General features: G+C 69.3%; 23 protein-coding genes and 2 pseudogenes. 15 read left to right on the top strand and 10 right to left on the bottom strand.

Features of this window, described 5'->3' with window-relative positions; genetic code table 11:
* The 4 genes and pseudogenes from V6M46_RS05865 to V6M46_RS05850 all read left to right on the top strand — a co-directional run.
* Positions 1-279: pseudogene (locus V6M46_RS05865) on the top strand (sugar ABC transporter permease); the annotation flags it as partial.
* On the top strand, positions 276-1,205 hold the full coding sequence (locus tag V6M46_RS05860; protein WP_332662843.1) for a carbohydrate ABC transporter permease: 930 nt from the start codon (positions 276-278) through the stop codon (positions 1,203-1,205). The pseudogene V6M46_RS05865 and the gene V6M46_RS05860, both read left to right, overlap by 4 nt.
* Before the next feature lie 85 nt (positions 1,206-1,290).
* Entirely contained in the window at positions 1,291-3,423 is a 2,133-nt protein-coding gene (locus tag V6M46_RS05855; protein ID WP_332662842.1) for an alpha-galactosidase, read from the top strand.
* Between the two features lie 22 nt (positions 3,424-3,445).
* Complete coding sequence (locus tag V6M46_RS05850) at positions 3,446-4,069, top strand: class I SAM-dependent methyltransferase (RefSeq protein WP_332662841.1); 624 nt, start codon at positions 3,446-3,448, stop codon at positions 4,067-4,069.
* A 2-nt stretch (positions 4,070-4,071) separates the two neighbouring features.
* On the opposite strand, the gene V6M46_RS05845 is transcribed toward V6M46_RS05850, so the two are convergent.
* The 4 genes from V6M46_RS05845 to V6M46_RS05830 all read right to left on the bottom strand — a co-directional run bounded on the left by V6M46_RS05845 (position 4,072) and on the right by V6M46_RS05830 (position 7,206).
* Complete coding sequence (locus V6M46_RS05845; protein ID WP_332662840.1) at positions 4,072-4,287, bottom strand: hypothetical protein; 216 nt, start codon at positions 4,285-4,287, stop codon at positions 4,072-4,074.
* A gap of 259 nt (positions 4,288-4,546) precedes the next feature.
* Positions 4,547-4,675, bottom strand: coding sequence for a hypothetical protein (locus tag V6M46_RS05840; RefSeq protein ID WP_332662839.1), 129 nt, complete (start codon positions 4,673-4,675; stop codon positions 4,547-4,549).
* A complete protein-coding gene (locus tag V6M46_RS05835) occupies positions 4,675-5,790 on the bottom strand; it encodes a CHAP domain-containing protein (RefSeq protein ID WP_332662838.1) in 1,116 nt (371 codons plus the stop codon). Before V6M46_RS05835 ends, V6M46_RS05840 begins: the two co-directional genes overlap by 1 nt.
* A 162-nt stretch (positions 5,791-5,952) precedes the next feature.
* Positions 5,953-7,206: a YibE/F family protein gene (locus tag V6M46_RS05830; protein ID WP_332662837.1), complete on the bottom strand. Its 1,254-nt coding sequence runs from the start codon at positions 7,204-7,206 to the stop codon at positions 5,953-5,955.
* Positions 7,207-7,215: 9 nt separating this feature from the next.
* Between V6M46_RS05830 and V6M46_RS05825 the strand changes: the two genes are divergently transcribed.
* Genes V6M46_RS05825 through V6M46_RS05815 form a run of 3 tightly spaced genes read left to right on the top strand, consistent with a single transcriptional unit; the run spans position 7,216 to position 9,286 of the window.
* Entirely contained in the window at positions 7,216-7,974 is a 759-nt protein-coding gene (locus V6M46_RS05825) for a phosphotransferase (protein ID WP_332662836.1), read from the top strand.
* Entirely contained in the window at positions 7,971-8,390 is a 420-nt protein-coding gene (locus V6M46_RS05820; RefSeq protein WP_332662835.1) for a cupin domain-containing protein, read from the top strand. Before V6M46_RS05825 ends, V6M46_RS05820 begins: the two co-directional genes overlap by 4 nt.
* Positions 8,391-8,419: 29 nt before the next feature.
* Positions 8,420-9,286 (top strand): bile acid:sodium symporter family protein, encoded by an 867-nt coding sequence (locus V6M46_RS05815; RefSeq protein ID WP_332662834.1) that lies wholly within the window; start codon positions 8,420-8,422, stop codon positions 9,284-9,286.
* A 3-nt stretch (positions 9,287-9,289) separates the two neighbouring features.
* On the opposite strand, the gene V6M46_RS05810 is transcribed toward V6M46_RS05815, so the two are convergent.
* Positions 9,290-10,531, bottom strand: coding sequence for an FAD-binding protein (locus V6M46_RS05810; protein ID WP_332662833.1), 1,242 nt, complete (start codon positions 10,529-10,531; stop codon positions 9,290-9,292).
* Between the two features lie 21 nt (positions 10,532-10,552).
* Positions 10,553-12,124: an ABC-F family ATP-binding cassette domain-containing protein gene (locus V6M46_RS05805; protein WP_332662832.1), complete on the bottom strand. Its 1,572-nt coding sequence runs from the start codon at positions 12,122-12,124 to the stop codon at positions 10,553-10,555.
* A 128-nt stretch (positions 12,125-12,252) separates the two neighbouring features.
* On the opposite strand from V6M46_RS05805, the gene V6M46_RS05800 reads away from it, so the two are divergent.
* Positions 12,253-12,519: a hypothetical protein gene (locus V6M46_RS05800; RefSeq protein ID WP_332662831.1), complete on the top strand. Its 267-nt coding sequence runs from the start codon at positions 12,253-12,255 to the stop codon at positions 12,517-12,519.
* Positions 12,520-12,522: 3 nt separating this feature from the next.
* Here V6M46_RS05800 and V6M46_RS05795 read toward each other — a convergent pair whose 3' ends face one another.
* The gene (locus tag V6M46_RS05795; RefSeq protein ID WP_332662830.1) at positions 12,523-14,601 is read right to left on the bottom strand and encodes a S9 family peptidase; all 2,079 of its coding nucleotides are present in this window, start codon (positions 14,599-14,601) and stop codon (positions 12,523-12,525) included.
* Positions 14,602-14,695: 94 nt separating this feature from the next.
* Here V6M46_RS05795 and mshB point away from each other — a divergent pair, with 94 nt between their 5' ends.
* Genes mshB through V6M46_RS05775 form a run of 4 tightly spaced genes read left to right on the top strand, consistent with a single transcriptional unit; the run spans position 14,696 to position 18,565 of the window.
* Positions 14,696-15,601 carry an N-acetyl-1-D-myo-inositol-2-amino-2-deoxy-alpha-D-glucopyranoside deacetylase gene (mshB, locus tag V6M46_RS05790; protein ID WP_332662829.1) on the top strand — a complete coding sequence of 302 codons (906 nt, stop codon included), beginning with the start codon at positions 14,696-14,698 and terminating at the stop codon, positions 15,599-15,601.
* 2 nt (positions 15,602-15,603) lie between these two features.
* Positions 15,604-15,939: a hypothetical protein gene (locus V6M46_RS05785; RefSeq protein WP_332662828.1), complete on the top strand. Its 336-nt coding sequence runs from the start codon at positions 15,604-15,606 to the stop codon at positions 15,937-15,939.
* A complete protein-coding gene (locus tag V6M46_RS05780) occupies positions 15,936-16,469 on the top strand; it encodes a flavin reductase family protein (protein WP_332662827.1) in 534 nt (177 codons plus the stop codon). The genes V6M46_RS05785 and V6M46_RS05780 overlap by 4 nt, the downstream gene beginning before the upstream one ends.
* Positions 16,466-18,565, top strand: coding sequence for a VanW family protein (locus V6M46_RS05775; protein WP_332662826.1), 2,100 nt, complete (start codon positions 16,466-16,468; stop codon positions 18,563-18,565). Before V6M46_RS05780 ends, V6M46_RS05775 begins: the two co-directional genes overlap by 4 nt.
* 127 nt (positions 18,566-18,692) lie before the next feature.
* Here the strand turns inward: V6M46_RS05775 and V6M46_RS05770 are convergent, their stop codons facing one another.
* A complete protein-coding gene (locus V6M46_RS05770) occupies positions 18,693-19,538 on the bottom strand; it encodes a dioxygenase family protein (RefSeq protein WP_332662825.1) in 846 nt (281 codons plus the stop codon).
* A 41-nt stretch (positions 19,539-19,579) separates the two neighbouring features.
* Positions 19,580-20,548 carry a GNAT family N-acetyltransferase gene (locus V6M46_RS05765; protein WP_332662824.1) on the bottom strand — a complete coding sequence of 323 codons (969 nt, stop codon included), beginning with the start codon at positions 20,546-20,548 and terminating at the stop codon, positions 19,580-19,582.
* Positions 20,549-20,643: 95 nt separating this feature from the next.
* On the opposite strand from V6M46_RS05765, the gene fdxA reads away from it, so the two are divergent.
* The 3 genes from fdxA (at position 20,644) to V6M46_RS05750 (ending at position 23,779) form a co-directional block, all read left to right on the top strand.
* Positions 20,644-20,967, top strand: a complete 324-nt coding sequence (gene fdxA, locus V6M46_RS05760) for a ferredoxin (protein WP_332662823.1) — start codon at positions 20,644-20,646, stop codon at positions 20,965-20,967.
* On the top strand, positions 20,964-22,070 hold the full coding sequence (dapC, locus tag V6M46_RS05755; protein ID WP_332662822.1) for a succinyldiaminopimelate transaminase: 1,107 nt from the start codon (positions 20,964-20,966) through the stop codon (positions 22,068-22,070). The genes fdxA and dapC overlap by 4 nt, the downstream gene beginning before the upstream one ends.
* Before the next feature lie 344 nt (positions 22,071-22,414).
* Positions 22,415-23,779, top strand: a complete 1,365-nt coding sequence (locus tag V6M46_RS05750; RefSeq protein WP_332662821.1) for a carboxypeptidase-like regulatory domain-containing protein — start codon at positions 22,415-22,417, stop codon at positions 23,777-23,779.
* A 77-nt stretch (positions 23,780-23,856) separates the two neighbouring features.
* Here V6M46_RS05750 and V6M46_RS05745 read toward each other — a convergent pair.
* Positions 23,857-24,372 (bottom strand): annotated as a pseudogene (locus tag V6M46_RS05745) (hypothetical protein); the annotation flags it as partial.

Genomic DNA, 24,372 nt, shown 5'->3' with positions numbered 1-24,372 from the left:
CAGATCTTCGGACGGATCATCGTGCCGCAGATCAAGGGCACGATCATCACGGTCTTCATCACGGTGACCATCGGCGTGATGAAGGTGTTCGACATCGTCTACGTCAACACCAACGGTGACTTCAACACCAACGTGCTGGGCAACCTCTTCTACAACAACATCAGCACGTTCCTCAACTACGGCGCCGCGTCGGCCATCGTCGTCATCCTCATGATCGCCGTGATCCCGGTCATGTGGTACCAGGTCCGACACTTCAAGGCCGAGGAGGCAGGCGCATGACCGTCACGACCAAGACACCGGACACCGTCACAACCAGGCCGGGCGCGCGAAAGCTCCGCAGGGCCGCGAAGTTCGACCCCAACCCGGCCAAGGCCGGCTGGGCCACCAAGGCCGTGCTGATCGGGCTCTGCGCCGCGTGGATCGTGCCGTTGCTCGGCACGTTCGTCACGTCGTTCCGGTCGCTGGACGACGTCAACAGCAGCGGCTGGTGGACCGTCTTCACCAACCCGTCCACCCTCAACCGCCTCACGTTGGAGAACTACGACAACGCACTGACGGGCAATGCCCACATGGGCCGGGCGTTCATCAACAGCCTCGCCATCTCCTTGCCGGCGACGATCATTCCGATCCTGATCGCGGCGTTCGCGGCGTACGCATTCACGTTCATGGAGTTCAAGGGCCGCGATGTCCTGTTCCTGACCGTCGTGAGCCTGCTGGTGGTGCCCAACTACGTCGCGTTCGTCCCCATCCTGAAGCTCTACCGCGAGCTGGGCCTGAACGGTACGTTCGCGTCCGTCTGGTTGGCGCACATCGGCTTCGGCATGTCCTTGGCGATCTACATCCTGCGCAACTACATGGCGACGTTGCCCAAGACCGTGATCGAGTCGGCGAAGATCGACGGCGCCAGCCACTACCAGACGTTCTTCCGGCTGGTGCTGCCCATGTCGGTGCCGGCCCTCGCGTCGTTCGCGATCTTCCAGTTCCTGTGGGTGTGGAACGACCTGCTGGTCGCGCTGGTCTTCATCGGGCCGGGTGAGAACGAGCCCGTCACGGTCGGCCTGACCCACCTCAAGACCCAGCTCGGGCAGGGCTGGGAGCTCACCACGGCAGGCGGCTTCATCACGATGATCCTGCCGATCCTGGTCTTCCTCAGCCTGCAGCGGTTCTTCATCCGCGGGATGACGGCCGGCGCCGTCAAGGGCTGAGCCCTCTTCCCTCCGCGACGAGTGCCCGGACTGCCATTGGCGGTTCGGGCACTCTCGACCATCCATCACAGGAGTCAGCTTCCCCATGCTCTTCCCACCGACAACCCGGACCGGGCCCTGCACCCGCATTGAGCTCGCGACCCGGGACGACGGGTTCCCGGTCGTCTTCTGGGCCGGACTGGATGACGGCCGGGATGTCTCCGGCAACGCGTTCCCGCTCCTGCCGAACGGGCCCGGCATGCCGCTGCTCGGCGAGCACGCCCACCGCCTCTACACCCGGCCGCATCTACGCGGTCACCGAGTGGTGGCGGGCGCCGACGTGGTGGCGACCGGGCAGGGTTGGTCGACGCGGTTCGTCCAGGACTCGCTGGACCTGAGCGACACCCGGCTCACCGTGACGGCCTCCGACGCGGATGCCGGGCTGGAGCTCGTGGCCGAGTTCGAGTCACTGGCCGGGGGTGCGCTGCGCGGGCGCTGCACCGTCAGCAACACCGCCCCGGGCTCCTATCTGGTGACCGGGCTCGAGGTGGTGCTCCCGGTCGCCGACCACCACGTGGAGGCGCTGGACTTCACCGGCCGGCACGAGCGTGAGCGCACGCCCCAACGCCACAGCGTCACCGACGGGCTGTGGCTGCGCGAGAGCCGCGGCGGCCGACCAGGACTCGGCGCCGCGACGATGGTCGTGCTCGGCACTCCGAACTTCTCGCCGACCCAGGGCGAGGTTCTCGGTGTCCACGTCGCGTGGAGCGGTGACTCGATTCTGCGCGTCGAACGGGACGCCGCCACCGGCGCCACGGTCGGCGGCGGTGAGCTCCTCCAGCCGGGCGAGGTGTGCCTGGCGCAGGGCGAGAGCTATGCGACCCCGTGGGTGTTCTTCGCCGCTGCCGACGACGGCCTCGACGGGCTGGCTGCGGTCTGGCACGCGTACCAGCGCTCGCTCGACGCCCATCCCGGAACCCAGCCCGTCGTGCTCAACGTGTGGGAGGCCGTGTACTTCGACCACGACCTGGATCGCCTCCGTGGCATCGCCGATCGCGCTGCCCGGGTCGGCGTCGAGCGTTTCGTCCTCGACGACGGGTGGTTCCGCCATCGGCGCGACGACACGGCCGGGCTGGGCGACTGGTGGGTCGACGAGGAGGTCTGGCCCGATGGCCTCACTCCCTTGGTGGACCACGTGCGCTCCCTGGGGCTCGAGTTCGGGCTCTGGTTCGAGCCGGAGATGGTCAACCCCGACTCGGACCTCTACCGGAGTCACCCCGACTGGATCCTCTCGAGCGGTCCGCGAGTTCCTCTGCTGCAGCGCAACCAGCTCGTCCTGGACCTGTCCCGCCCCGAGGTGCGGGACTACCTCTTCGAGCGGGTGAGCGCGATCCTCTCCGCGCACCCGGTCGACTACGTCAAGTGGGACCACAACCGCGATCTGCTGGAGGCCGGAACGGCCCGCCGGTTCGGGGCGCCTGCCGTACACGAACAGACGGTTGGCTTCTACACCCTGCTCGATGCGCTGCGGGCTGCGCATCCCGACATCGCCTGGGAGTCGTGTGCCTCCGGGGGAGGGCGGGTGGACCTCGGGGTGTTGGAGCGCGTCCAGCGCGTGTGGACCTCTGACATGACCGATGCGTTGGCCCGTCAGCAGATCCAGCGCTGGACCACACAGCTCCTGGCACCGGAGTACGTCGGTGCGCACGTCTCGTCGCGTACGTCGCACACGACCGGACGGACGCTGCCGCTGGACTTCCGCGCCGCGACCGCGCTGTTCGGGTCATTCGGGATCGAGTGGGACCTGATGACCGCCAGCGACGAGGAGCTCGACCGGCTTGCTGACTGGGTGGCTCGCCACCGTCGCTTCCGGGGCTTGCTGCACTCGGGCCGCGTCGTCCGCCCGGACTCATCGGATCCCGCCGTGCAGCTGCACGGCGTCGTGGCTGCTGATCGTCGGCAGGCGCTCGTCGCACACGTGCAGCTCGACGAGTCGGCGCACAACCGGGGCGTCGCAGTGCGGGTGCCGGGACTTGATCCCGCGGCGACGTACCGGCTCACCTGGGAGGGACCGGCGGACCCCACGGCCGTGAGCGCGTCCTCGCCGCTACCTCTCGAAGGCCCGACCCAGGGGCGCGAGGTGCTGGGGCAATCCCTGGCCACGCATGGCTTCTGGATGCCGCGGAGGCGCCCGGAGACGGTCACCCTGGTGCACCTCGAGTCCGCCGGAGCGCCGTGATCGTCGGCGCCTACGATCGAGCATGGCCTTCTGGAGCGAACGAATCGTGCCGCACCTCGTGGACAGGGCGCTGTCGACGGACGACGTGATGCGCGAGCGTGAGCGCGTCTGCGCGCTGTTGAGCGGTCAGGTCGTCGAGATCGGGTTCGGCTCGGGCCTGAACACCGAGCTGTATCCCGAGGCCGTCGAGTCGGTGGCAGCGGTCGAGCCGTCCGACACGGCGTGGCGGATGTCGGCCGATCGACGACGCGAATCGCGTACGCCGATCACCCGGTCCGGCCTCGACGGTCAGGCGCTCGCCGAGCCCGCCGGGTCCTTCGACACGGCCCTGTCGACATTCACGATGTGCACGATCCCCGACGTCGAGCTGGCGTTGACCGAGCTCCATCGGGTGCTCCGCCCCGGCGGCACGTTCGCGTTCCTCGAGCACGGACTGGCCCCCCAGCCGGGTGTCGTGCGCTGGCAGCGGCGGATGGAGCCGGTCCAGAAGGCGGTCGCCGGTGGGTGCCACCTCTCCCGCGACATCCCGCGCCTCATCAGCTCGGCCGGATTCGAGATCGTCGAGCTGGAGGAGCGCTACCTGCCGGGGCCCAAGGTCGCGCGACCTTGGACGTACGTCTACTCAGGCAACGCCGTTCGACGCTGAGCTCAGGACGCCTTGCGCTCGGACTCGGACTCGCGCGCTTCCACGGGCTCCTCACGCTGCCTGATGAGGCTCAGCACGGGTGCAGGCAGGTTGCCCTGACGGATCTGCGCCACCCAAGCGCGGGAGTGGCGGATGACGGTCGGGAGGGACAGGAGCAGGGCCACGAACAGTGCGCACAGCAGTAGTCCGGCCAGCGGACGGATGACAAGGTCGATCATGGAATCATTCCTCGGCAGGGGGAAGCTGGTGACGATCCGGGGAGGACCGGCCCAACTGCTTGAGGCGAACACGTACTTACCCACATGTACCCGTGTGCATGCAGAGACTCAAGCCGACATGCGGCAATGGGAGATGTATCTCAGTGCCGCCCGCTCCTGGTGGCTGCTCATCTGGATCCCGGATTGGGGGCCGAGGCCCCTGTTGCCGTGCCGCCTTGGGCGGTCGGAGGGGTGGTGAGGAGGTTCCCCGCAAGTGAGCTCAGGTGCGGCGCTTCGCCTCGAACGCCATGACGGCCAGCTCGGTCGCGATGGCCCGTCGCAGTGCGAGCAGCGGATCGAATGGCGACGCCGATCCCGGCTGAGGCAGCGGGCGCGGGATCTCGATCATCAACGCACCGCCAGGCTCACGCGCGCGTGGCTGGGCAGGTGGCGAGTGGAGCCGCGGTAGCGGGCATAGATCGTGTGGGTGCCTCGTGCCTGCCTCGGCAGATTGAGGGTGAACGTCCGCACCCCGCCCGGCTCGAACACGATGGACCTGAGCACGGTTGATCCCCGCGTGATGTCGACGCGGCCGTATCCGGCGGTCGGCGCCAGGGTCACGCGCATCCGGGGTGTCGTCGCCGCGGTGATGGTTGGGTCCACGAAGCTCGCCGTGGTCCTGGAGGTGCTCCTGATCGTCACCGGACGGCTGCCGAGCAGGACGTCGCTGCCCGCCGTGAGCGGTGTGTTGAGGGCGTACAGGTACATCGTGGTGCTCCCACGCGTCGCGACGGCCTTGATGCGGTGGAACGTGAAGTACGCCGTGCTGAACGTGAAGGACTCGATGCCGGCTGCGCCGCGCGGCCCGCCGAGGGTCACGAGATACGACGGGCTGAGGAGGCTGCCGCCGTCCGGGTCGCTGGAGGTGCCCCAGAAGTCGATCTGCCCCGCGACGGCTGCGCTGACCGAGGTGAAGACCCCCGACGGGGACCCGTTCGACCTCGGGTAGTGGATGAAGCCCGACGGCCATCCGGTGCCGCGGGTCATGTGGCGCCACCGGAAGTCGCCGTTGAGGTTGTCCTCGGAGACCAGGACCGATCCGTCGGACATCACCTGCTCGACGTACGCGACGTGACCCGACGGCGACGACGCGCTGGCCGGCCACCAGGCGATCGCTCCCACGGTCGGGCTGTCGTTGACCGGTACGCCCGCCGCCCGCGCCGCGACACCCCACGTCGCGGCGCCGCCGGTGCCGGGAGGGCGGGCAACGAGGCGGCCGCCGTGCGACAGCCGGTATGCCGCGTAGTTGGTGCAGTTGTGGCCCGGAGTCTGGTTCCAGTACGAGATGAAGGACAGGAGGCCGTACCCGGCGTCGCTCCGCCCTGCCAGGAGGCAGGAGATCGACCCGGTGCACAGCGTGGTCGACGAGGCTTGCGCGGCCGGAGCCGCGACCAGCGTGATGGCGCCCAACGCGGCCGCGAGGATGACGGTGAACGGCCGGCGGATGATGCGTCTGACCTGCATGTCGTGCCCCCGAGACGCAGCCGCCCTCGAGCGGGACGCTGCATGCAGGAGAACGTATGTTGCGATAACCTGTCGCGGCCTGGTCGGAGGTCCCCGATAATGGGGACCTAGTTCTCTACCGATCCGCCCGACTTGATGGCTCCGGCCGGCGCTCCATGAGCGTCAGGCGCCGGCGGGCCCCGCGTGACTGCCGCCTCGCGGTGGTGCGGGGACGTAGGCATCGTCAGGCTCGACGTCACGACCCTTCGGCGCGAGCAGCACCGCGAACGCCGTCGTGATCGGCACGGCCAGGACGAGCCCGATCGCGCCGACGAGCGTGCGCACGATCTCGGTGCCGATCTCCTCGGTCGTCGCCATCGTGCCGAGACTCTGCTGATAGGCGGTGATCAGCAGCAGGATCGTCATGGCCGAGCCGGCATACGCGAACACCAGGGTGTAGACGCTCGAGGCGATGTGGTCGCGGCCGATGCGCATCGCCGACGCGAACAGGGAGCCGGCGCGCATCGCCGGCTGCAGCGCGCGCAGCTCCCACACGGCGCTGGCCTGCGTGACCGTGACGTCGTTGAGCACACCCAGCCCGGCGATGACCATCGTCGCAGCGACGACACCGGACAGGTTGATGTCGGGGGCGGTGGCGATCAGACGCTGGTCGTCCTCCGAGCTGACGCCGGTCAGGCTCGTCCAGGCGGTGGCGCCGAGCCCCATCACCCCGGTCAACGCGATCCCGACCAGCGTGCCGAACAACGCCGACGTCGTGCGTATGGAGACCCCGTGCGCGAGGTAGAGCACGGCGATCATGATGACGGTCGAGCCGACGATCGCGACGGGCAGCGGTGACTCACCGGCGAGGAACGCCGGGAGGACGAACTTGGTCAGGGCCAGCATCGTCACCGCGATGCCGACGAGGGCGAACAGGCCGCGCCACCTGGCCACGAGCACCACGAGGACCGAGAACATCACGGCGAGCGCCGTGAGCGGCACCCCGCGGCGGAAGTCCAGGAACTCGTACGAGACTGCCTGCCCCTCGGGCGCGATGCGCAGGATGTTGACCTCGTCGCCCGGCTTGATGCCGGCCTTGTAGCGTGCCGCGTCGAGGTCGAACGTCGCGGTGCCCTCGTCGACCGTGGCGGTGATGTGGGCGCAGTCGCCCCTGACCTGCGGCATGCCGTCGGGGCCCTCGCCGCCGCTGTTGCAGTCGAACGGGTCGACGCCGGTGACCTTGGCGCCGACCGTGGTGACACCCTGTCCGCCATAGGGATTCATGTCGTGCGCGACCTTGCTGGAGTCGGGCCACAGGGCGACCATCGCGGCGAGGGCCAGGGCGGCGATCGCAAGGACGATGACGGTGAGGGTGACGGCGAGGCCTCGCCGAGGAGGTCCGTGGTCGACCACGGTGTGCGAGTGAGAATGTGCCACGATGAAAGGGTGCCACGTGACGACACAGAGCCTGAGCACCTGCCCGGCGCGGTGGGCGGTGCGACGCGCGTCGGACGGACCGTGCGTCGTCCCACCGGTCCGTGGACCCCGGCGGTCCATGAGCTGCTGACCTACCTGCACGACAACGGCCTGCGCGGCATACCCGAGCTGCACGGTGTCGACGAGGACGGGCGCGAGGTCCTGGAGTACGTCGAGGGTCGCGGGGTGCCGGTCGACAAGGAGATCGTGCTCGACAACGTGCTGGCCGAGGCGGTCGCCTGGCTGCGCGACTTCCATGACCTCGTCGAGGGCTACCGGCCCGAGGGCGTACGCCGCTGGCGTGGCGGCGAGGCCGAGCTCGCCGACGACGAGATCATCTGCCACCACGACCCCGGCGCGTACAACTGGATCATCCAGAGTGGCCACTTCGTCGCGATGATCGACTGGGACATGGCCGGTCCGGGACGTCCGATCGAGGACCTCGCCTTCCTGGCCTGGACCGGCATCCCGCTCTATCGCGAGATCCCGGTCGAGGACGTCGTGCGGCGTCTCGACCTGCTCGTCGACGCGTATGGCGAGTGGGGCCCGATGACGGTGCTCGAGGCGGTCGTCGAGCGCATGACGGCGGCGAGCGACCGCATCGAGGCCGGTCAGGCCCGCGGCGACGAGGGGTTCGTCAACCTCGGCAAGGTCGGTGAGCCGCAGCGCACCCGCGACCGGGTCGCGGCGTTCCGGGAGCGCATACCCGCGATCGAGGCCGCGCTGTGACGCGACCGGCGTTGGCAGAGGCGCTGGACCTCGAGCCGCACCCCGAGGGCGGCTGGTTCCGGCAGACCTGGGCCTCGCCCGTCGCGGTCACGCTCGCCGACGGTCGCGTCCGTCCCACGGCGACGTTGATCTACTTCCTGTTGGCGGCCGGCGAGGCATCGGCGTGGCACCGGGTGGCATCCGACGAGCTGTGGCTCGCGCACGACGGCGCGGTCGTCGTCGAGCTCGGCGGATTCGACGCGCAACCGGGCATCTGTGAGGCGCACGTCGTCGGCCTCGACCTCGACGCCGGCGAGCTGCCGCAGGTCCTGGTGCCCGCGGGGGTGTGGCAGCGTACGCGTCCGTCCGAGGACGATGCCCTCGTCAGCTGCCTGGTGTCGCCGGGGTTCGACTACGACGACTTCGAGCTCGCCTGAGCTGACCTGTCCCACGTCTAGGGTGAGGCATGGACTCCGCCCTCAGCACCGTCGGCCTCCCGCTGGCGCTCGGCATCATCATGTTCGGTCTCGGCCTGTCGCTGACTCCCGACGACTTCCGACGGGTCGGCCAGCACCCTCGGGCCGTCGTCGTCGCGCTGGCGTGCCAGCTGATCCTGCTGCCGGCGGTGTGCTTCGGACTGGTCCTGCTGTTCGACCTGCCGGCCCTGCTGGGCATCGGCATGATGCTGCTGGCGGCGTCGCCCGGCGGCACGAGCGCCAACCTGTTCAGCCACCTGTTCCACGGCGATGTCGCGCTCAACGTGACGCTGACGGCGATCAACTCGGTCATCGCGATCTTCACGCTGCCGGTCATCACGAACCTCGCGATCGCGTGGTACGACCGCGAGGACACGGTGTCCCTGCAGTTCCTCAAGGTCGTCGAGGTCTTCGCCATCGTCCTGGTGCCGGTCCTGATCGGCATGCTCGTGCGGGAACGGCGACCCGACTTCGCCGCCCGCATGGACAAGCCCGTGCGCATCGGCTCGGCCGTCATCCTCGCCGTCCTGGTCATCGCGATCCTGGTCGACCAGCGGGAGAACGTCGGCGACTACCTCGCTGACGTGGGGCTCGTGGCCGCCCTGTTCTGTGCCGTGAGCCTGGTCGTGGGCTACGTGATCCCCAAGGTCGCCGGCATCGTCGAGAGCCAGGCGATCGCCTCGTCGATGGAGATCGGCGTGCACAACGCGACGCTCGCGATCTATGTCGCGGTCGAGGTCCTCGACAGCACCGAGATATCGGTCCCGGCCGCGGTCTACTCGCTGTTCATGTTCGCGTTCGCGGCGATCTGGGGCTACGCGCTGTCGCGCCGCATCAGGTCGGCGTCCACCGCCTGATCGTCAGTCGAAGATCCAGTCGTCGACCTGGCCGTTGCGGAATTTGCCGTTCGGGTCGAGGCGTTCGGCCAGCGCCCGGAAGTCGGCGATGCGCGGGTAGGCCGCGGTGAGCCGCTCACGGTCGCTCTCGAACACCTTGCCCCAGTGCGGCCGACCCGCGAAGGGCGCCAGCGCGTCGTCGAGCGCCGGCAGCAGCGCGGTCACCTCCGGCACGTGCATCCGCCAGGTGAAGTGGATCGCCAGGCAGTCGACGTCATGGCTCGGGCTGAGCCACAGCTCGTCCGCTGCGATGGTCCGCAGCTCGCTGACGAACAGGTGCGGCCGGATGACGGGGCCGAGCGAGCGTACGGCGTCGATCGCGGCGAGCGCGTGGAATCGTGGCACGAGGTATTCGGTCTGCAGCTCCTCGCCGTTGCTCGGCGTGAAGCCCAGGCGGAAGTGCGGCAGGCGGTCCCACCACGCGCCGGGCGCCCCGAGCTGTTGGGTCGTGAACTCGGCCGACTCGTCGGGCAGGGGGTGCAGCTGGCGGGTGGCGGGCGCCGCGCCGAAGAAGTCTGCGGGCGGGGTGACGTCGGCGCGCGACTTCAGCCAGGCCTGGCCGGCGCCGGCGTCGCCCCAGTCGGTGAACATGCTGACGCTGTACGCGCTGGCGGTGATCGCGTCGAGGTGGTCCGCGATCGACTCCCATGACACGCCTTGGTAGACGTCCTGCCGGACCTGGAACGTCGGCACGATGTCGAGCGTCACCTGGGTGACCACCCCGAGGCAGCCCAGCGACACGACCGTGCCGGCGAAGTCCGGGTCGCCGCGCCGCACGGTCAGCAGCGAGCCGTCCGCCGTGACGAGCTCGAGCCCCGCGACCGAGCTGGCGAGGCTGCCGTTGTGGTCGCCGGACCCGTGCGTCCCGGTGGCGATCGCCCCGGCGACCGAGATGTGGGGGAGTGAGGCCAGGTTGTGCAACGCCCAGCCCGCGCGGTCGAGCTCCTCGACCAGCTCGCCGTAGCGCAGACCGGACGAGACCGTCACCTCACGAGCGGCCGGGTCGATCTCGACGAGGGCCGGGAGGGCCGCCGTCGAGATCTGCACGCCGGTCGTGTCGGCGATGCGGTTGAACGAGTGCCGGGTCCCGAGGGCACGCGCGCGGGGCGCCGCCGCCACGATCTCGCAGAGCTCGTCGACCGAGGCCGGCTCGAGGAGGGCCGATGCGCCGTACGTCAGGTTGCCTGCCCAGTTGGTCCCGGTCATGTCACCAGTGTGGTGGTCGGGTCACACGCCGATCCTCCGGGTGAGCCTGAGGTCGTCGAGGAACCTCTCGTCGTGGCTGACCACGATGAACGCGCCGCGATACGACTCCAGGGCCTCGACCAGGTGGCGGATGCTCGGCAGGTCGAGGTTGTTGGTCGGCTCGTCGAGCAGCAGGAGCTGCGGCGCCGGCTCGGCGAGGAGCAGGCAGGCCAGTGTCGCCCGCAGGCGCTCGCCGCCCGAGAGGGTCGACGCGGGTTGGTCCGCCGCGCGCCCGCGGATCAGGAACCGGGCGAGCTGGGCCCGTCGCTCGTTCTCGGTCGCGCCGGGGGCGATCCGGGCGACGTTCTCCGCCACCGTGCGTGCCCCGTCGAGGAGGTCCATCCGCTGCGGGAGGTGCCGGATCGGCACGTGCGTGCGTACCGTGCCGGCCGCCGGATCCAGCTCACCCGTGACGGTGCGCAGCAGCGACGTCTTGCCCGTGCCGTTGCGACCCGTGAGACCGATGCGCTCAGGACCGCGGATCTCGAGGTCAAGGGTGAGGTCGCCGTACGCCGGACGGACGCCCTCGAGCGTGAGCACGTCGCGGCCGGCCGGCACGACGGTGTCCGGGAGGTTCACCCGGATCTCCCGGTCGTCGTGCACGAGCTCCTCGGCCTCCGTCAGCCGGGCGGTGGCATCCTCGAGCCGGTCGTCGTGGATGCCGCGCAGCTTGCCGGCGGACACCTGCGCCCTCCGCTTGTAGTTGCCCATCGCGATCTTGGGCATCCGCTTCTCGGCCCACGCCTTCTCGCCCTGCTTGCGCCGGGTGGCGAGCACGGACTCGGCCTCGATGCGGTCCCGCTTCTGGGCGCGCAGGTCTGCCTCGGCCGCACGTACGGCCCGCGCGGCCGCCTCCTGCTCGATCGCGACAGCGGCCTCGTAGTCGTCGAACCCGCCGCCGTACCAGCGCACCTCCCCGCCACGCAACGAGCCGATGTCGTCCATCGCGTTGAGGAGCTCGCGGTCGTGGCTCACGACGAGCAGCGTCCCCTTCCACCCGGCGACCATGTCGATGAGCCGCTCGCGTGCGGCGGAGTCGAGGTTGTTGGTCGGCTCGTCGAGCAGCAGCACGGACGGGCGCGTCAGCAGCCGTGCGACGAGGGAGAGCAGGACGAGCTCTCCACCGGACACCGAGGCGATCGGGCGGTCGAGGCTCAGATGACCGAGCCCGAGTCGGGCCAGCTCGGCCTCCGTACGCTCCGCGATGTCCCAGCGGTCGCCGATCGCGTCGAAGTCGTCGACCGCGGTCGAGCCGGACTCGACGCGTTCCAGTGCCGCGAGGGTCTCGGCGATGCCGAGCACCTCCGAAACGGTTCGTGTCGGGTCGGCTCCCGGGTCCTGCGGCAGGTAGGCGACCGTGCCGTCGACGCTGACCGAACCGCGTTGCGGGACGAGCTCGCCGGCGATCAGCCGCAGCAGGGTGGACTTGCCGGATCCGTTGAGTCCGACGAGCCCGTGCCGGCCGGCCCCGATGCCGAGGTCGAGGCCGTCGAGGACGGTCGAGCCGTCGGGCCAGGAGAAGAACAGGTCGTTGACAGAAAGTGATGCACGCATGTGCGCTCCATGAGGTCGATGGGTGCGCAGGCCGCTGTGGGCTGCTGCGCGGGATCTGACCTCAGAGCTTCAACGTTCCGGCTACCTGTCCTCGGGGAATGCGTGGCGACCAGCATACGATACGTCGCATGCGCGGGATTTTCTTCGACTCCGACGACGACGCGGAGGAGCTCGTCAAGGCCCTCGAGAGCGAGGGTTACACGACCTCGTTGAGGCGTGAGGCGTTCGCCGGCGAGGAGGACTGGGAGGACCGTGCGTGGGTGCTGCTGGTCGAGCCGTTCGACGACCGGGTCGTCGAGATGGTCGACGTGTACGGCGGTTGGCTGCCCGGCGACGACCGTCTGCCGGAGGACCCTCCGGAGCTCCCGGGAGAGCCCAAGCGCCTCAAGGACTGAGTTTCACGCTCCCAGGTGGTCCTTCAGGAACTGCACCTGCAGCAGCTTGAGGTTCTCGGCGACGACCTCCTGCGGCGTCATGTGGGTGACGCCGGACAGCGGCAGCACGGTGTGCGCGCGGCCGGCCGCGAGCAGGGCGGACGACAGCTGGAGTGTGTGCGCCGCGACGACGTTGTCGTCGGCGAGCCCGTGGATCAGCATGAGCGGCCGCTCGAGGTTCGGCGCCAGCGGCAGCAGCGAGTTGCGGTCGTAGACCTCGGGCTGCGTCCGGGGGTCGCCGAGGTAGCGCTCGGTGTAGCAGGTGTCGTAGAGCCGCCACTCGGTCACGGGCGCACCGGCGACGGCGGCGTGGAACACGTCGGGCCGCTTGAGCACCGCGAGCGCCGAGAGGTAGCCGCCGTAGGACCAGCCGGTGATGCCGACGCGCGTGGTGTCGACGTCGTCCGGGTACGCCTCGGCGACGGCCCCGAGCGCGGCGACCTGGTCGTCGAGCGTCACGGTGGCGAGCTCGTGCAGCACGGCGCGTTCCCACGCGTGGCCCCGCCCGGGCGTGCCACGACCGTCCGACACGATGACGCAGAACCCCTGGTCGGCGAGCCACTGGGCCTCGAGGAACGCGCGCGCCGACGCCAGCACCCGCTGGGCGTGCGGGCCGCCGTACGGGTCCATCAGCACCGGGAGGCGACGCGATCCGGGCTGGTGGCCGGACGGGAAGAGGACGGCCGTACGCAGCTGGTGCTCGCCCGCCGCGATGAGCGTGACGACCGGCTCGTGCGGCGCCGGCTCCGCGAGCACCTTGATGGGCGCCGACTCGAAGTCCTCGCGGTGCACGACGACCGTCGTGCCGACCGCGTCGAGGCCCGATCGGATGATCACGGTCGTGGGACCGCCGATCACGGCGCCGTGGACAGCCGCACCCTTCGTGATCTCGGTGACGGCGCCGTCGAAGCCGAAGCGGACGATCTGCACCTCCGTCGGCTCCTGTGACGCGGCCGTCACGACGCAGTCCTCGAACACCTCGACGAGGCCGCGGACCTGCCAGCCGTCGGGGGAGACCGGCGCACCGTCACGCAGGACGCGGCGCCACCCGGCGGCGTCCTCGACCGTGACGAGCGAGCCGTCGGGTGCGAACCTCGGCGCCGACGACAGCTCGACCCACGCCGGGTCGGAGAGGTCCCGCACGACGCTCGTGCGCCCGGTGGCGACATCGACCGTGAGGATCTGCGACGACTTCTGGTCGCGGCTCAGGACCTGGATCACCGGGTCGCCGTGGGGGTTCCAGGTGACGCGGCCGAGGTACTCGTACGTCAGGTCCCAGTGGATCTGGGTGCGGTTGCCGTCGAGGTCGACGTGCCACAGCGTGACCTCCGCGTTGGACGTGCCGGCGGCGGGGTAGCGCTGGGCCACGGGCTCGCGCTCGGGGTGCTCGGGATCCGCGATGTGCCAGGTCTGCACGGGCGCATCGTCATAGCGCTCGACGAGCAACGAACGACCGTCCGGGGCCCACCAGAAGCCGCGATGGCGATCCATCTCCTCGGCGGCGATGAACTCGGCCTGGCCCCAGACCTCGGTCGCCGACTCGGGTTCGACGATCGCGTGCTCGTCGCGCCCGCCGACGTCGATGACCCGGAGCGCACCGCCCGAGGCGTACGCGATGAGGCGGCCGGTCGGGTCGAGGTGTGGGTCGATGACGGCGCCGACGCTGGGCAGCGGGTGCACGGCCTTGGCGCCCAGGTGCACCGCCCAGAGCCGCCCCGACAGGGCGAAGCAGGCCCAGCGGCCGGTTTCGTCGACGTCGTAGCCGACCAGTCCCGCGGCGGACTCGCGGCTGCGCTCGCGGCGGGACTTCTCCTCGGCGGACAGCTGCTCGCCCTCCTCACCCAGCAGCGCGACGGGATCGACCAGGACGGACTCGGCGCCGGTCGCGACGTCGTACTCCCACAGCTGCCCGGTGCGCGTGACGCCGTCGGGCGTACGGATGAATCGCACCGTACGGCCGTCGGGCGACACCGTGACGTTGCGGGGGATGCCGAGGGTGAAGCGCAGGGTGCGGGCAGCCAGACGCGGATACGAGATGGTCATGCTCCCGATCCAATCACGGGACGTCATCCCTCCCGGGGCCGATGGGCCTCGCGCAGGATGACGTCCTGTCGGCGCTGGTCAGTAACCTTGTCGCATGACCTTGAGCGACCGGCGGATCCTCCTCGTCCATGCCCATCCCGACGACGAGTCGATCGGCAACGGCGCGACGATGGCCAAGTACGCCGCCGAGGGCGTCCAGGTCACGCTCGTCACGTGCACGGCCGGTGAAGAGGGCGAGATCCTGGTCCCCGAGATCGAGCACCTCGCCGCGCATCGCGAGGACGGCCTCGGCCCGCACCGCATCGAGGAGCTCGCGGCGGCGATGAAGGCGCTCGGCGTCACGGACCAACGGTTCCTGGGCGGCCCCGGCCACTTCCGCGACTCCGGCATGAAGTGGGCCGACGACGGCAGCGCGACCGTCGCCGACGAGACCCGCCCCGACACCTTCTGGCACGCCGACCTCACGACCGCGGCCGCCCTGCTGGTCGAGATCATCCGCGAGACGCGTCCCCACGTCCTGGTGACTTATGACGAGTTCGGCGGCTACGGCCATCCCGACCACATCCAGGCCCATCGCGTCGCGACCTACGCGACGTCGCTCGCGGCCGTGCGCTCCTACCGGCCCGAGCTCGGCGAGGCGTGGGACATCCCCAAGGTCTACTGGGGTGCCATGTCGCGTTCGCAGATGGCCGAGGGCATCCGCAGGCTCCGCGAGGCCGGCGACGAGACGAGCTTCGAGGGGTGGGACCCCGACAACCTGCCGTGGGGTGCCACCGACGACGAGCTCGACGCCAAGGTCGTGGCCGACGACCATGTCGAGGCCAAGCTGGACGCCATGAAGGCGCACGCCTCGCAGATCGCCGTCGACGGGCCGTTCTTCGCGCTGTCCAACAACGCCGGTTCGCAGGTGTGGGGGACCGAGTACTACCGCCTCGCCAAGGGTCGGCTCGGACCCGTCGGACCGGACGGTCTCGAGGAAGACCTGTTCGCCGGCCTCTGAGGGTGAAGCGCGCAGCACTCGCCCTCCTCGGGGCGTACGTGGGCGTCATGGGGGCATTCGTCCATCGGCACACCTGGCAGGTCCAGGGCGTCGAATGGCCGTGGGGTCTCCTGCTGGCGATCATCGCGACGTACGCGGTGGCGCTCGCCGCCGAGCGGGTCGCGCCGGTGGGCGGCGCGTGGTTCGGCCTCGGCTGGGGCATCGCGCTGCTGGCTCAGCAGTTCTCGCCCGGCGGCAGCTATCTCGTGGCCTCGGACTGGCTCGGCTGGTCGTTCACGATCGGTTGCCTGGGGGCCATCGTCCTCGTGGTCGTCCGCACTCCTAGGCTGAGGCAATGACCGCGCCGGTGGACCAGCACGCCTTTCGCGGTGCACTGGCACGGTTTGCCAGCGGGGTCACGGTCGTCTCGACCGTCCAGGACGGCGTCGACCACGCCATGACCGCGAGCGCGTTCACCTCGGTCTCCCTCGACCCGCCGCTGGTGCTGGTGTGCTCGCACAAGACGAGCCGATTCCACGAAGCGGTCCTCGCGACGGGCTTCTGGGGCGTCTCGATCCTGGCCGAGGAGGGCATTGCGGCCTCCGCCTGGTTCGCCCACCGTGGCCGGCCGCTGGAGGACCAGATGCAGGGCATCGCGTTCCACCGCGGCGAGTCGGGGGCCGCGCTCCTCGACGAGTCACTTGCCTGGCTGGAATGCACCACGGTTTCCATAACCGACGGTGGTGACCATACGATCTTGGTCGGCGCGGTCACCGGAGCGGCGGTCCGCGACGACATCGACGATCCACTGCTCTACTACCGCTCGCACTACGGCACGATCGTGCGCCTGCCTGACTCCGAAGAGACCGTCTACGGGAGCAACACATGACCGACAAGCCTGACGAGGACCTCACTCCGGACGACGTCGCGGAGCCCCTTGAGGTGCCCGCGGACGACACTCCCGAGCCCGGCCTCGTCGACGAGGACGACGGCACCGTCGAGCCCGGCCTCATGGTCGAGCACGACGAGGAGATCGAGCTCGACGACGTCCCGGATGTCGAGCCGGCATACGACCTGCAACCCGGCGAGGACGCCGCGCTCGACGAGCAGAGCGCATTGGCGTACGACGATGATGAGCTGGACGAGCTCGATGAGCTCGACGAGCTGGACGAGGTCGTCGCTGCTCCGCTCGAGGATGAGCCGGTGGCGTACGACGCCGGCGACGACAGCACCGACCTGCAGCCGGTGGCTTCGGACGACGGCGACGGTGATGACGGTGATGGTGATGGCGGGTCCGCCCACTGGGGCAGGCGCGTCGTCCTCGGGCTCGTCCTCGTGCTGGGCCTCCTCTACGTCGGTGGCTACTTCCTGACCGGCAGCCGCATGCCGGCCAACGCCACGATCGGCGGCGTCGACGTCAGCGGCAAGTCGCCCTCGGCGGCGCGCGAGGCCGTCGACAAGGCACTGACGCCCCATGTCGACCGCGAGATCGTGCTGACCCACGGCAAGACCGAGTTCCGCGTCAAGCCCAAGGCCGCCGGACTCGCGTTCGACCTCGACCGCACGATCAGTGAGGCCGGCGGCGAACGCAGCTGGCATCCCGCCGACATCGCGGGACTGTTCTTCGGCGATCACAAGACCGATCCGGCCCTCGACGTCGACGACGAGAAGCTCCAGAGCACGATCGGCACGATCGGCGAGACGGTCAATCGCGATGTCGTCGAAGCGCAGATCACCTTCCCCAAGGGCAAGCCCAAGGCGCGCGAGCCCAAGGCGGGCCGCGTCATCGCGCGTGCAGATGCCGCCGATGCGATCCGCGGCGCCTACCTGGTCAGCGATGAGCCGGTCAAGGTCCCAACGGCCGTCGTGGAGCCGGCGGTCGACTCACGCGGGCTGGACGAGGCGATGAAGACCATCGCCGAGCCGGCTGTCAGCGCTCCCATCACGATCCGCGTCGGCGACAAGAAGGTGTCCCTGCCGGTGTCGGCGTACGCGTCGGCGCTCGTCGTCCACGTCAAGGACAACAAGCTCCAGCCCTACCTGGACCCCAAGAAGCTTGCCGGGCCGCTGACGGACTCGACGACCGGGATCGGCAAGAAGGCCGTCGACGCCACGGTCAAGATCGAGAACAACAAGCCCGTCATCAAGCCCGGCAAGGCGGGCGTCGGCCTGCAGCCCAAGGAGATGGCGGTCAAGCTGCTTCCCGCCCTGACCGAGGCTGGGTCGAAGCGGGCGGTCGAGGTCGAGGCCAAGGTCGTCGAGCCGCTGTTCACGACGCAGGACGCCAAGGCGCTCAAGATCAAGCAGAAGATCAGCAGCTTCGAGACCCGGTTCCCCTACGCCGAGTACCGCAACACCAACCAGAGCCGCGCCGCCGAGCTGATCAACGGCACGATCCTCAAGCCGGGGGAGACGTTCAGCTTCAACGACACCGTCGGTGAGCGCACCCCCGCCAACGGCTTCGTCAACGGGTTCGTGATCAACGGCGGCGTGTTCCGCGAGGAGCTCGGTGGTGGCGTCTCGCAGGTCGCGACGACGATGTACAACGCCGGTTTCTTCGGTGGCATGGACGACGTCGAGCACCACCCGCATGCGTTCTACATCGACCGCTACCCGGTCGGCCGCGAGGCGACGATCTACTTCGGCAGCCTCGACCTGCGGTTCAAGAACCCGACCAAGTACGGCGTGCTGATCCGCGCCTACGTCGTCAAGAGCACGCCGTCGTCGGCGGGCATCATGCACGTCGAGCTGTGGAGCACGAAGGTGTGGGACATCAAGGCCGGTCAGTCCGCGCGCCGCAACGCCCGCACACCCGGCAAGCAGTACGACGACACCGACCGCTGCGTGCCACAGGCTCCGATCCCGGGCTTCGACATCGACATCTACCGCTCGTTCTACAAGGACGGCAAGCGGGTCAAGACCGAGATCGACACGGCGAGCTATCAGGCCGCCGACCACGTCATCTGCGGCAAGAAGCCGGACTGACCGAACGAGCGCAGCGAGGGAGCGTTAGGCCGCACTAGGGAGCGCAGCTACCGGGAGCGCAGCGCGCCGAAGGCGCCATCAGCGAAGTGCTGGTGCGGTGACTCCTCGACTGGTGGAGGGCCCACCCTCAAACCGCGACGTTGAGCCTGATCGTCATGCCCTCGTCGACGTCGCCGGTGACGGTCGCCAGCTGCAGCGAATGGCCGTCGCTGAACACCATGTCGGAGTCGAGCGACGTCTGCGACATCGTGCCGGCGCTCTCCTCGTAGCCGGGGCTCGCGTAGACCAGGTTGCACGCGTCCTCCGGCAGCGCGATCTGCGACGTGCGGAGCTTGTTGGTCGCCTTCTGCGCGTCCGCCGCGGTCTTGTAGACCTCGAAGTGCATGTGCGGCCAGCGTCCCGGGTAGGCCGCCGGGAAGATCGACGTGAACGTCAGCCTGCCGTCGGCGTCGGCGGCCTGCACGCCGCGCAGGTAGTTCTCGTCGGCGATCTCCGAGTCGTACATCGAGTAGCGGCCCTCGCGGTCGCAGTGCCACAGGTAGACCGCGGCGCCCTCGTACGGAGCGACGTCACTGCCGTTCATGTCGAAGATCGTCAGCTCGATCGACACCTTGACCCCTTCGGCGGTGGTGCTGGTGCCACCGAAGCTCGAGCGGATGTCGCTGCGGACGACGCCGCTCTCGGTCAGCACGTTGACCCCGTTGGAGCCGTCTGCGGGAAACGGCCCGCCGGTCTCCTCGGGCACCTCCCCGTCGACGGTGGCGGTGGTCCCGGACGCCGACGGGGACGCCGATGACGGCGTCGTCGACGTGGCTGATGACCCCGACGAGTCGTTGCCGCTGCACGCGGCCAGGGCGGCGGCGAGGCCGGCGCCGGTCAGCAGGCCCAGGGCGCGCCGGCGATTCAGCAGCGCCGGCAGGTCGTGGGAGAGTCCGAGGTCGTGCTCGTGGGGGCCATCGTGATCGTCAGTCATGTCTCAACCGTACGAACGCAGCCTGCGCGGCCGCCATGGATTCACTGTGCGGAGTCTGTGGGCCCCGGCTCGAGATAGCGGTAGTCGTGGTGGTCGACGAAGCCGTACGGCTGGTAGAGCGCGAGCGCCGCGTGGTTGGTGCGCATCGTCTGCAGGTACGCCTTGTCGGCCCCGCGCTCGACGGCCCAGGCGAGCGAGGTCTCGACGATCCGGCGGGCCAGTCCCTGCCGCCGGTGCTCGGGGGCGACCTCGACGCCGGCGATCCCGGCCCACTCGCCGGTGACCACGATGCGCCCGATCGCGATGGCGGGCGTGCCGATCGAGACGAAGCCGACGGTCGACGGGCCCTCCAGCACGGCGCGCGCGACGACCGGGTCGTTGACCCGTCCGTAGTTGGCCAACCAGTCGTCGTCGGCCGTCGGTGCGATGCGGGCGGCGGGATCGGCGTCGTATGCAGGGTCGAGATCGGCGACCTGCACGACGGCTCCGCCGTGATAGCCCGACATCGGCACCCAGCCGGCGTCCATGAACGCCCGCTCGTGGGCCGACCCCACGACGACCTGGGCGAGCGCCGGCGCGTCGTGCGATGCGTAGAACTCCAGCACCCGGTCCAGCGCCTCGCCGAACGGCAGGCCCGGATCGCCGTGCACCGCGACGGAGTTGGCCCGGCCGGTGAACCGCCCCGACGTGCGCAGCTCCCACTCGCCCAGTGCGACGGACTCGATCGCCGGCCAGCCCCGCGACGTGATGCGGGTCAGCTCCTCGGGGTCCACGTCGCGGGCCCTGCGCCTGCGGAGCGGCCGCTCGGAGACGGGCTTCCAGGTCACGACGTCCGCCAGGGCCACGACCTGCGTACGCCCGTCGCGGCGCTCGAGCGTCACGGCGGTCCCGTCGACTGCTCGCACGCGTCCGATGACGTCGCTCATGGCCGGTCCGCCCGACGGGCCGGTGCCGCCCACGGCGTACCGGACCACGATGCGGTGCCCCACGGAGGCGGCGTCCAGAGTCATGCCTCCAACCCTTCCATGTCACGAGGTGGACCTCATGTGTGGGAGTCGGGGTGGAGGCGTGATACTAGTTCCAGCCCCTTGAAGGAGAAATGCTCGTGACGTACGTGATCGCCCAGCCGTGTGTGGACCTCAAGGACCGCGCTTGTGTGGACGAATGTCCTGTGGACTGCATCTACGAGGGCAACCGCATGCTCTACATCCACCCCGACGAGTGCGTCGACTGCGGTGCGTGCGAGCCGGTCTGCCCGGTCGAGGCGATCTTCTACGAGGACGACACGCCGCCGGAGTGGAAGGACTACTACACGGCCAACGTCGACTTCTTCGACGACATCGGCTCGCCCGGTGGCGCAGCCAAGCTCGGTGTGATCGACAAGGACCACCCGCTGATCGCCGCGCTGCCCCCGCAGATCCAGGAATGAGCTCGCGGGGCAACGTCTCGGCGAAGTTCCCGGACTTTCCCTGGGACACCCTCGCGGCCGCCAAGGCGCGCGCCGCGGCGCACCCCGGTGGGCTGGTCGACCTGTCGATCGGTACGCCGGTCGACCCCACGCCTGACGTTGCTCGCGAAGCGCTCGTCGCCGCGGCCGATGCGCCCGGATATCCGACAGTGTTCGGCCCGGAGTCCCTGCGCCAGGCGGCCGTCGACTGGATCGAGCGCCGCTTCGAGGTGTCCGGGCTCAGCCCCGTGCAGGTGCTCCCGACGATCGGCTCCAAGGAGTTCATCGCCAACCTCCCGACCCAGCTCGGCCTCGGCGCGGGCGACCTGGTCGTGGTGCCCGAGCTGGCCTATCCGACGTACGAGGTCGGTGCCCGATACGCCGGCTGCGAGGTCGTCGCGACGGACTCGACGCTGTCCCTCGGTCCGCGCGTGCCGGCGATCATCTACGTCAACTCACCGGCCAACCCGACCGGCCGGATCCTGCCGCCCGACCACCTCCGCAAGGTCGTCGACTGGGCCCGCGAGCGCGGCACGCTCGTCGTCTCGGACGAGTGCTACCTCGAGTTCGCCTGGGAGGGCACGCCCTACTCGGTGCTCCACCCCGACATCTGCGGCGGCTCGTTCGACGGCATCCTCGCCGTGCACTCGCTGTCCAAGCGGTCCAACCTCGCGGGCTACCGCGACGCGTTCGTGACCGGCGACCAGTCGCTCATCACCGAGCTCCTCGAGGTCCGCAAGCACCTCGGCTTCATGGTGCCGACGCCCATCCAGGCGGCGATGGCCGCGGCCCTCGCCGACGACGAGCACGTCAACGTGCAGCGCAAGACGTACGCCGCCAGGCGCCACGACCTGCGCCGGGCGTTCGAGTCGGCCGGGTTCACGGTCGAGCACTCCGAGGGCGCGCTCTACCTCTGGATGACCCGCGGTGAGCCGTGCCGCGACACGATCGACTGGCTCGCCGACCGCGGCATCCTCGCGGCGCCCGGCGACTTCTACGGCGGCGCCGACTCGCAGTACGTACGTGCGGCGTTCACCGCGACCGACGAGCGCGTCGCCGAGGCCGTCACGCGCCTGGCCCACTGAACGCTGCGATTTCAGGACAACCGGTCACGCTGGGGGCCGCCGGCCGGTAAAGTCTGCGGCGTTGCGCGTAGGACCCGGGGGCATTCCGTGTCTGCAACGACAGGAGATGTTCTGTGTCGCGGTCACGTGTGGTTCTCAGCTCGCTCGTGCTGCTCCTGGTGGCTCTGTGCCTGACGGCCGGGGTCCAGTCGGCCTCGGCCACGGAGACGACCGTGCTGGAGCTTGAGGGACCGTCGACGGGCGACTTCGGTTGGTCGATCCGGCTCTACGGTCAATTGACTGTGAACGGTGAGCCGGTGGCAGGTGCCAACCTTTCAGTTTCGCGCCGTTCGCCGGACGGAAGCATGACAGCTCTCGAATCCAGGACGACCGCATATGACGGCCGATTCGGCGTCGTGGACTACATCAACGAAGTGCGCGGGGAGTACACGTACGTCGTGACGTTCGAGGGCGACGGCGAGCATGCGGCTGCCGAAGCGTCATGGGTCGTCGACGTGCATGGCAGTACTGCCGAGCTGGAGATGCTGCAACCGGCACCCGACTGGCCGAAGTTCTACCGCGTCGGAAATGACGTGATGGTGCAAGGGGTGCTCACGGATAAGCGCGACTATCTGGACCCACCGATACAGGGCGCCGCCATCAAGGTGCGACAGAGCGTCGCCGGGGGCGAACCGACGGAAGTGGCCAGCACCACGGACAGCTACGGCCGATTCACGGTGACGCTGCCGGATGTGTCCCTCGGACGACATGACATCGAGGTGGTCTTTCCTGGTGACGCTGTCTATCAGCCGCTCTCGACGAGCTTCTATTTCACCGTCCTGCACGAAACCGTGCTGACGTTGGCGGGCCCGACCGAGCTCCCGACGGACTACGAGCTCGTGACGTTTACCGGTCGTCTGACGACAGACACGGGTGAAGCAATAGGCGGAGCGTCGGTCTCGTTCAGGGTCAACGGGGGCTTCTCCGGTGGGACAGTGACGACAGCGGCCGACGGCACCTATGTGTTCCAGAGAATCTTCGACAATCGCCAGCCCCTCACCCTCACGGCCCAGAGCGCGCAGGGAGAGACCTACGGCCCGGCAACCGCAGGGCAGCGGTGGTACGGCGTCCGTCGGTTGTTCATCAACACAGATCGATCGGCGTACGTCAGCGGTGACTCCGCGGCGATCGAGGCCTCGGTGAATGACACCATCGCCGACGAGCAGATCCGGATGACCCCGTACGGCAACAAGCCGATCTCGATCCCGAGAAACCCGGATGACTCCGGCACCACGAGATTCACGCGCACCCTGACCCGAAACACCACGATCACCCTCTCCACCCCACTCGACGGCGACCACCTGGCTGCCTCGCTGAGCCGGGTCATCCCGGTGAGCCCCCGGTTCGCGCAGGCGCTCAGCGGTTCATACGCGTCGTCGGGGTCGTACCTCTACGTCCACAAGTCGACGGACCCCCGCCTGAAGGTGACGGTCAGCCCCAACCGCTCCGGCAAGTGTGTGTATGCGCGGACGCAGAAGCTGGTCAGTGGGACGTGGACAGCGTTCCGGAGGTCGAGCTGCATCAGGCTCAACTCGCTCTCCTACACGTCATACGTCCTCACGGGCAGCCCCGCGGCAGGTGCGCGATTCCGCATGCGATTCGAATCCTCGAGCGACAGCATGAACGTCCGCGGCTACGGCTCGTGGAGATACGTGAAGTTCACCAGCTGAGCCGTCCCCGCTGAGCGTGACGCTCCTGATGCGACACGCCGCGCCGTACCTCAAAAGCGTCACTCCCAGCGGGGACCTCAGTTCGTCGAGACCCGCACGGTGTCGGAGTCGGTGCCCGAGCGCGCCGTCCAGCCCTGGTCGGAGTCCTCGGCGCTCCACTCCCGGTTGCCGAACGACACGTCGGTGACCCGCAGGCGTGACGCGTTGCCCACGAGGTAGTGCGCGAGCGCCCAGCCGCGTGCCTTGACGTCGGAGGCCTTGCCGCTCAGCTCGTACGAGGCCCGGTCCCCGCGCGTCGCGACCGGGATGTCGCCGAATGCCTTCTTGACGTCGTCCGTGACACGCTCGATCGTGCCGCTGCCCTCGGGGTTGATCTGGCAGGTGAACCTCGCGGGGCTGTAGCCGCGGAGCGCCGAGGCGAGGGCTCGGGAGTAGTCCTCGTGCTGGGCGTACGCACCCGGGAAGGCCGAGCGCTGGACCCGCTGCGCCGCGTCGGTGATCTTCATCGACTCATAGCCCTTGACCTTGACGAGGGCGTCGTAGAACTTGCCGATCGAGTAGTGCGGGTCGCTGATCTCCTCGATCGTGCCCCA

Source organism: Aeromicrobium sp. (assembly GCF_036676885.1).
GTDB lineage: Bacteria > Actinomycetota > Actinomycetes > Propionibacteriales > Nocardioidaceae > Aeromicrobium.
This window is presented reverse-complemented; position numbering and strand designations above follow the sequence as displayed.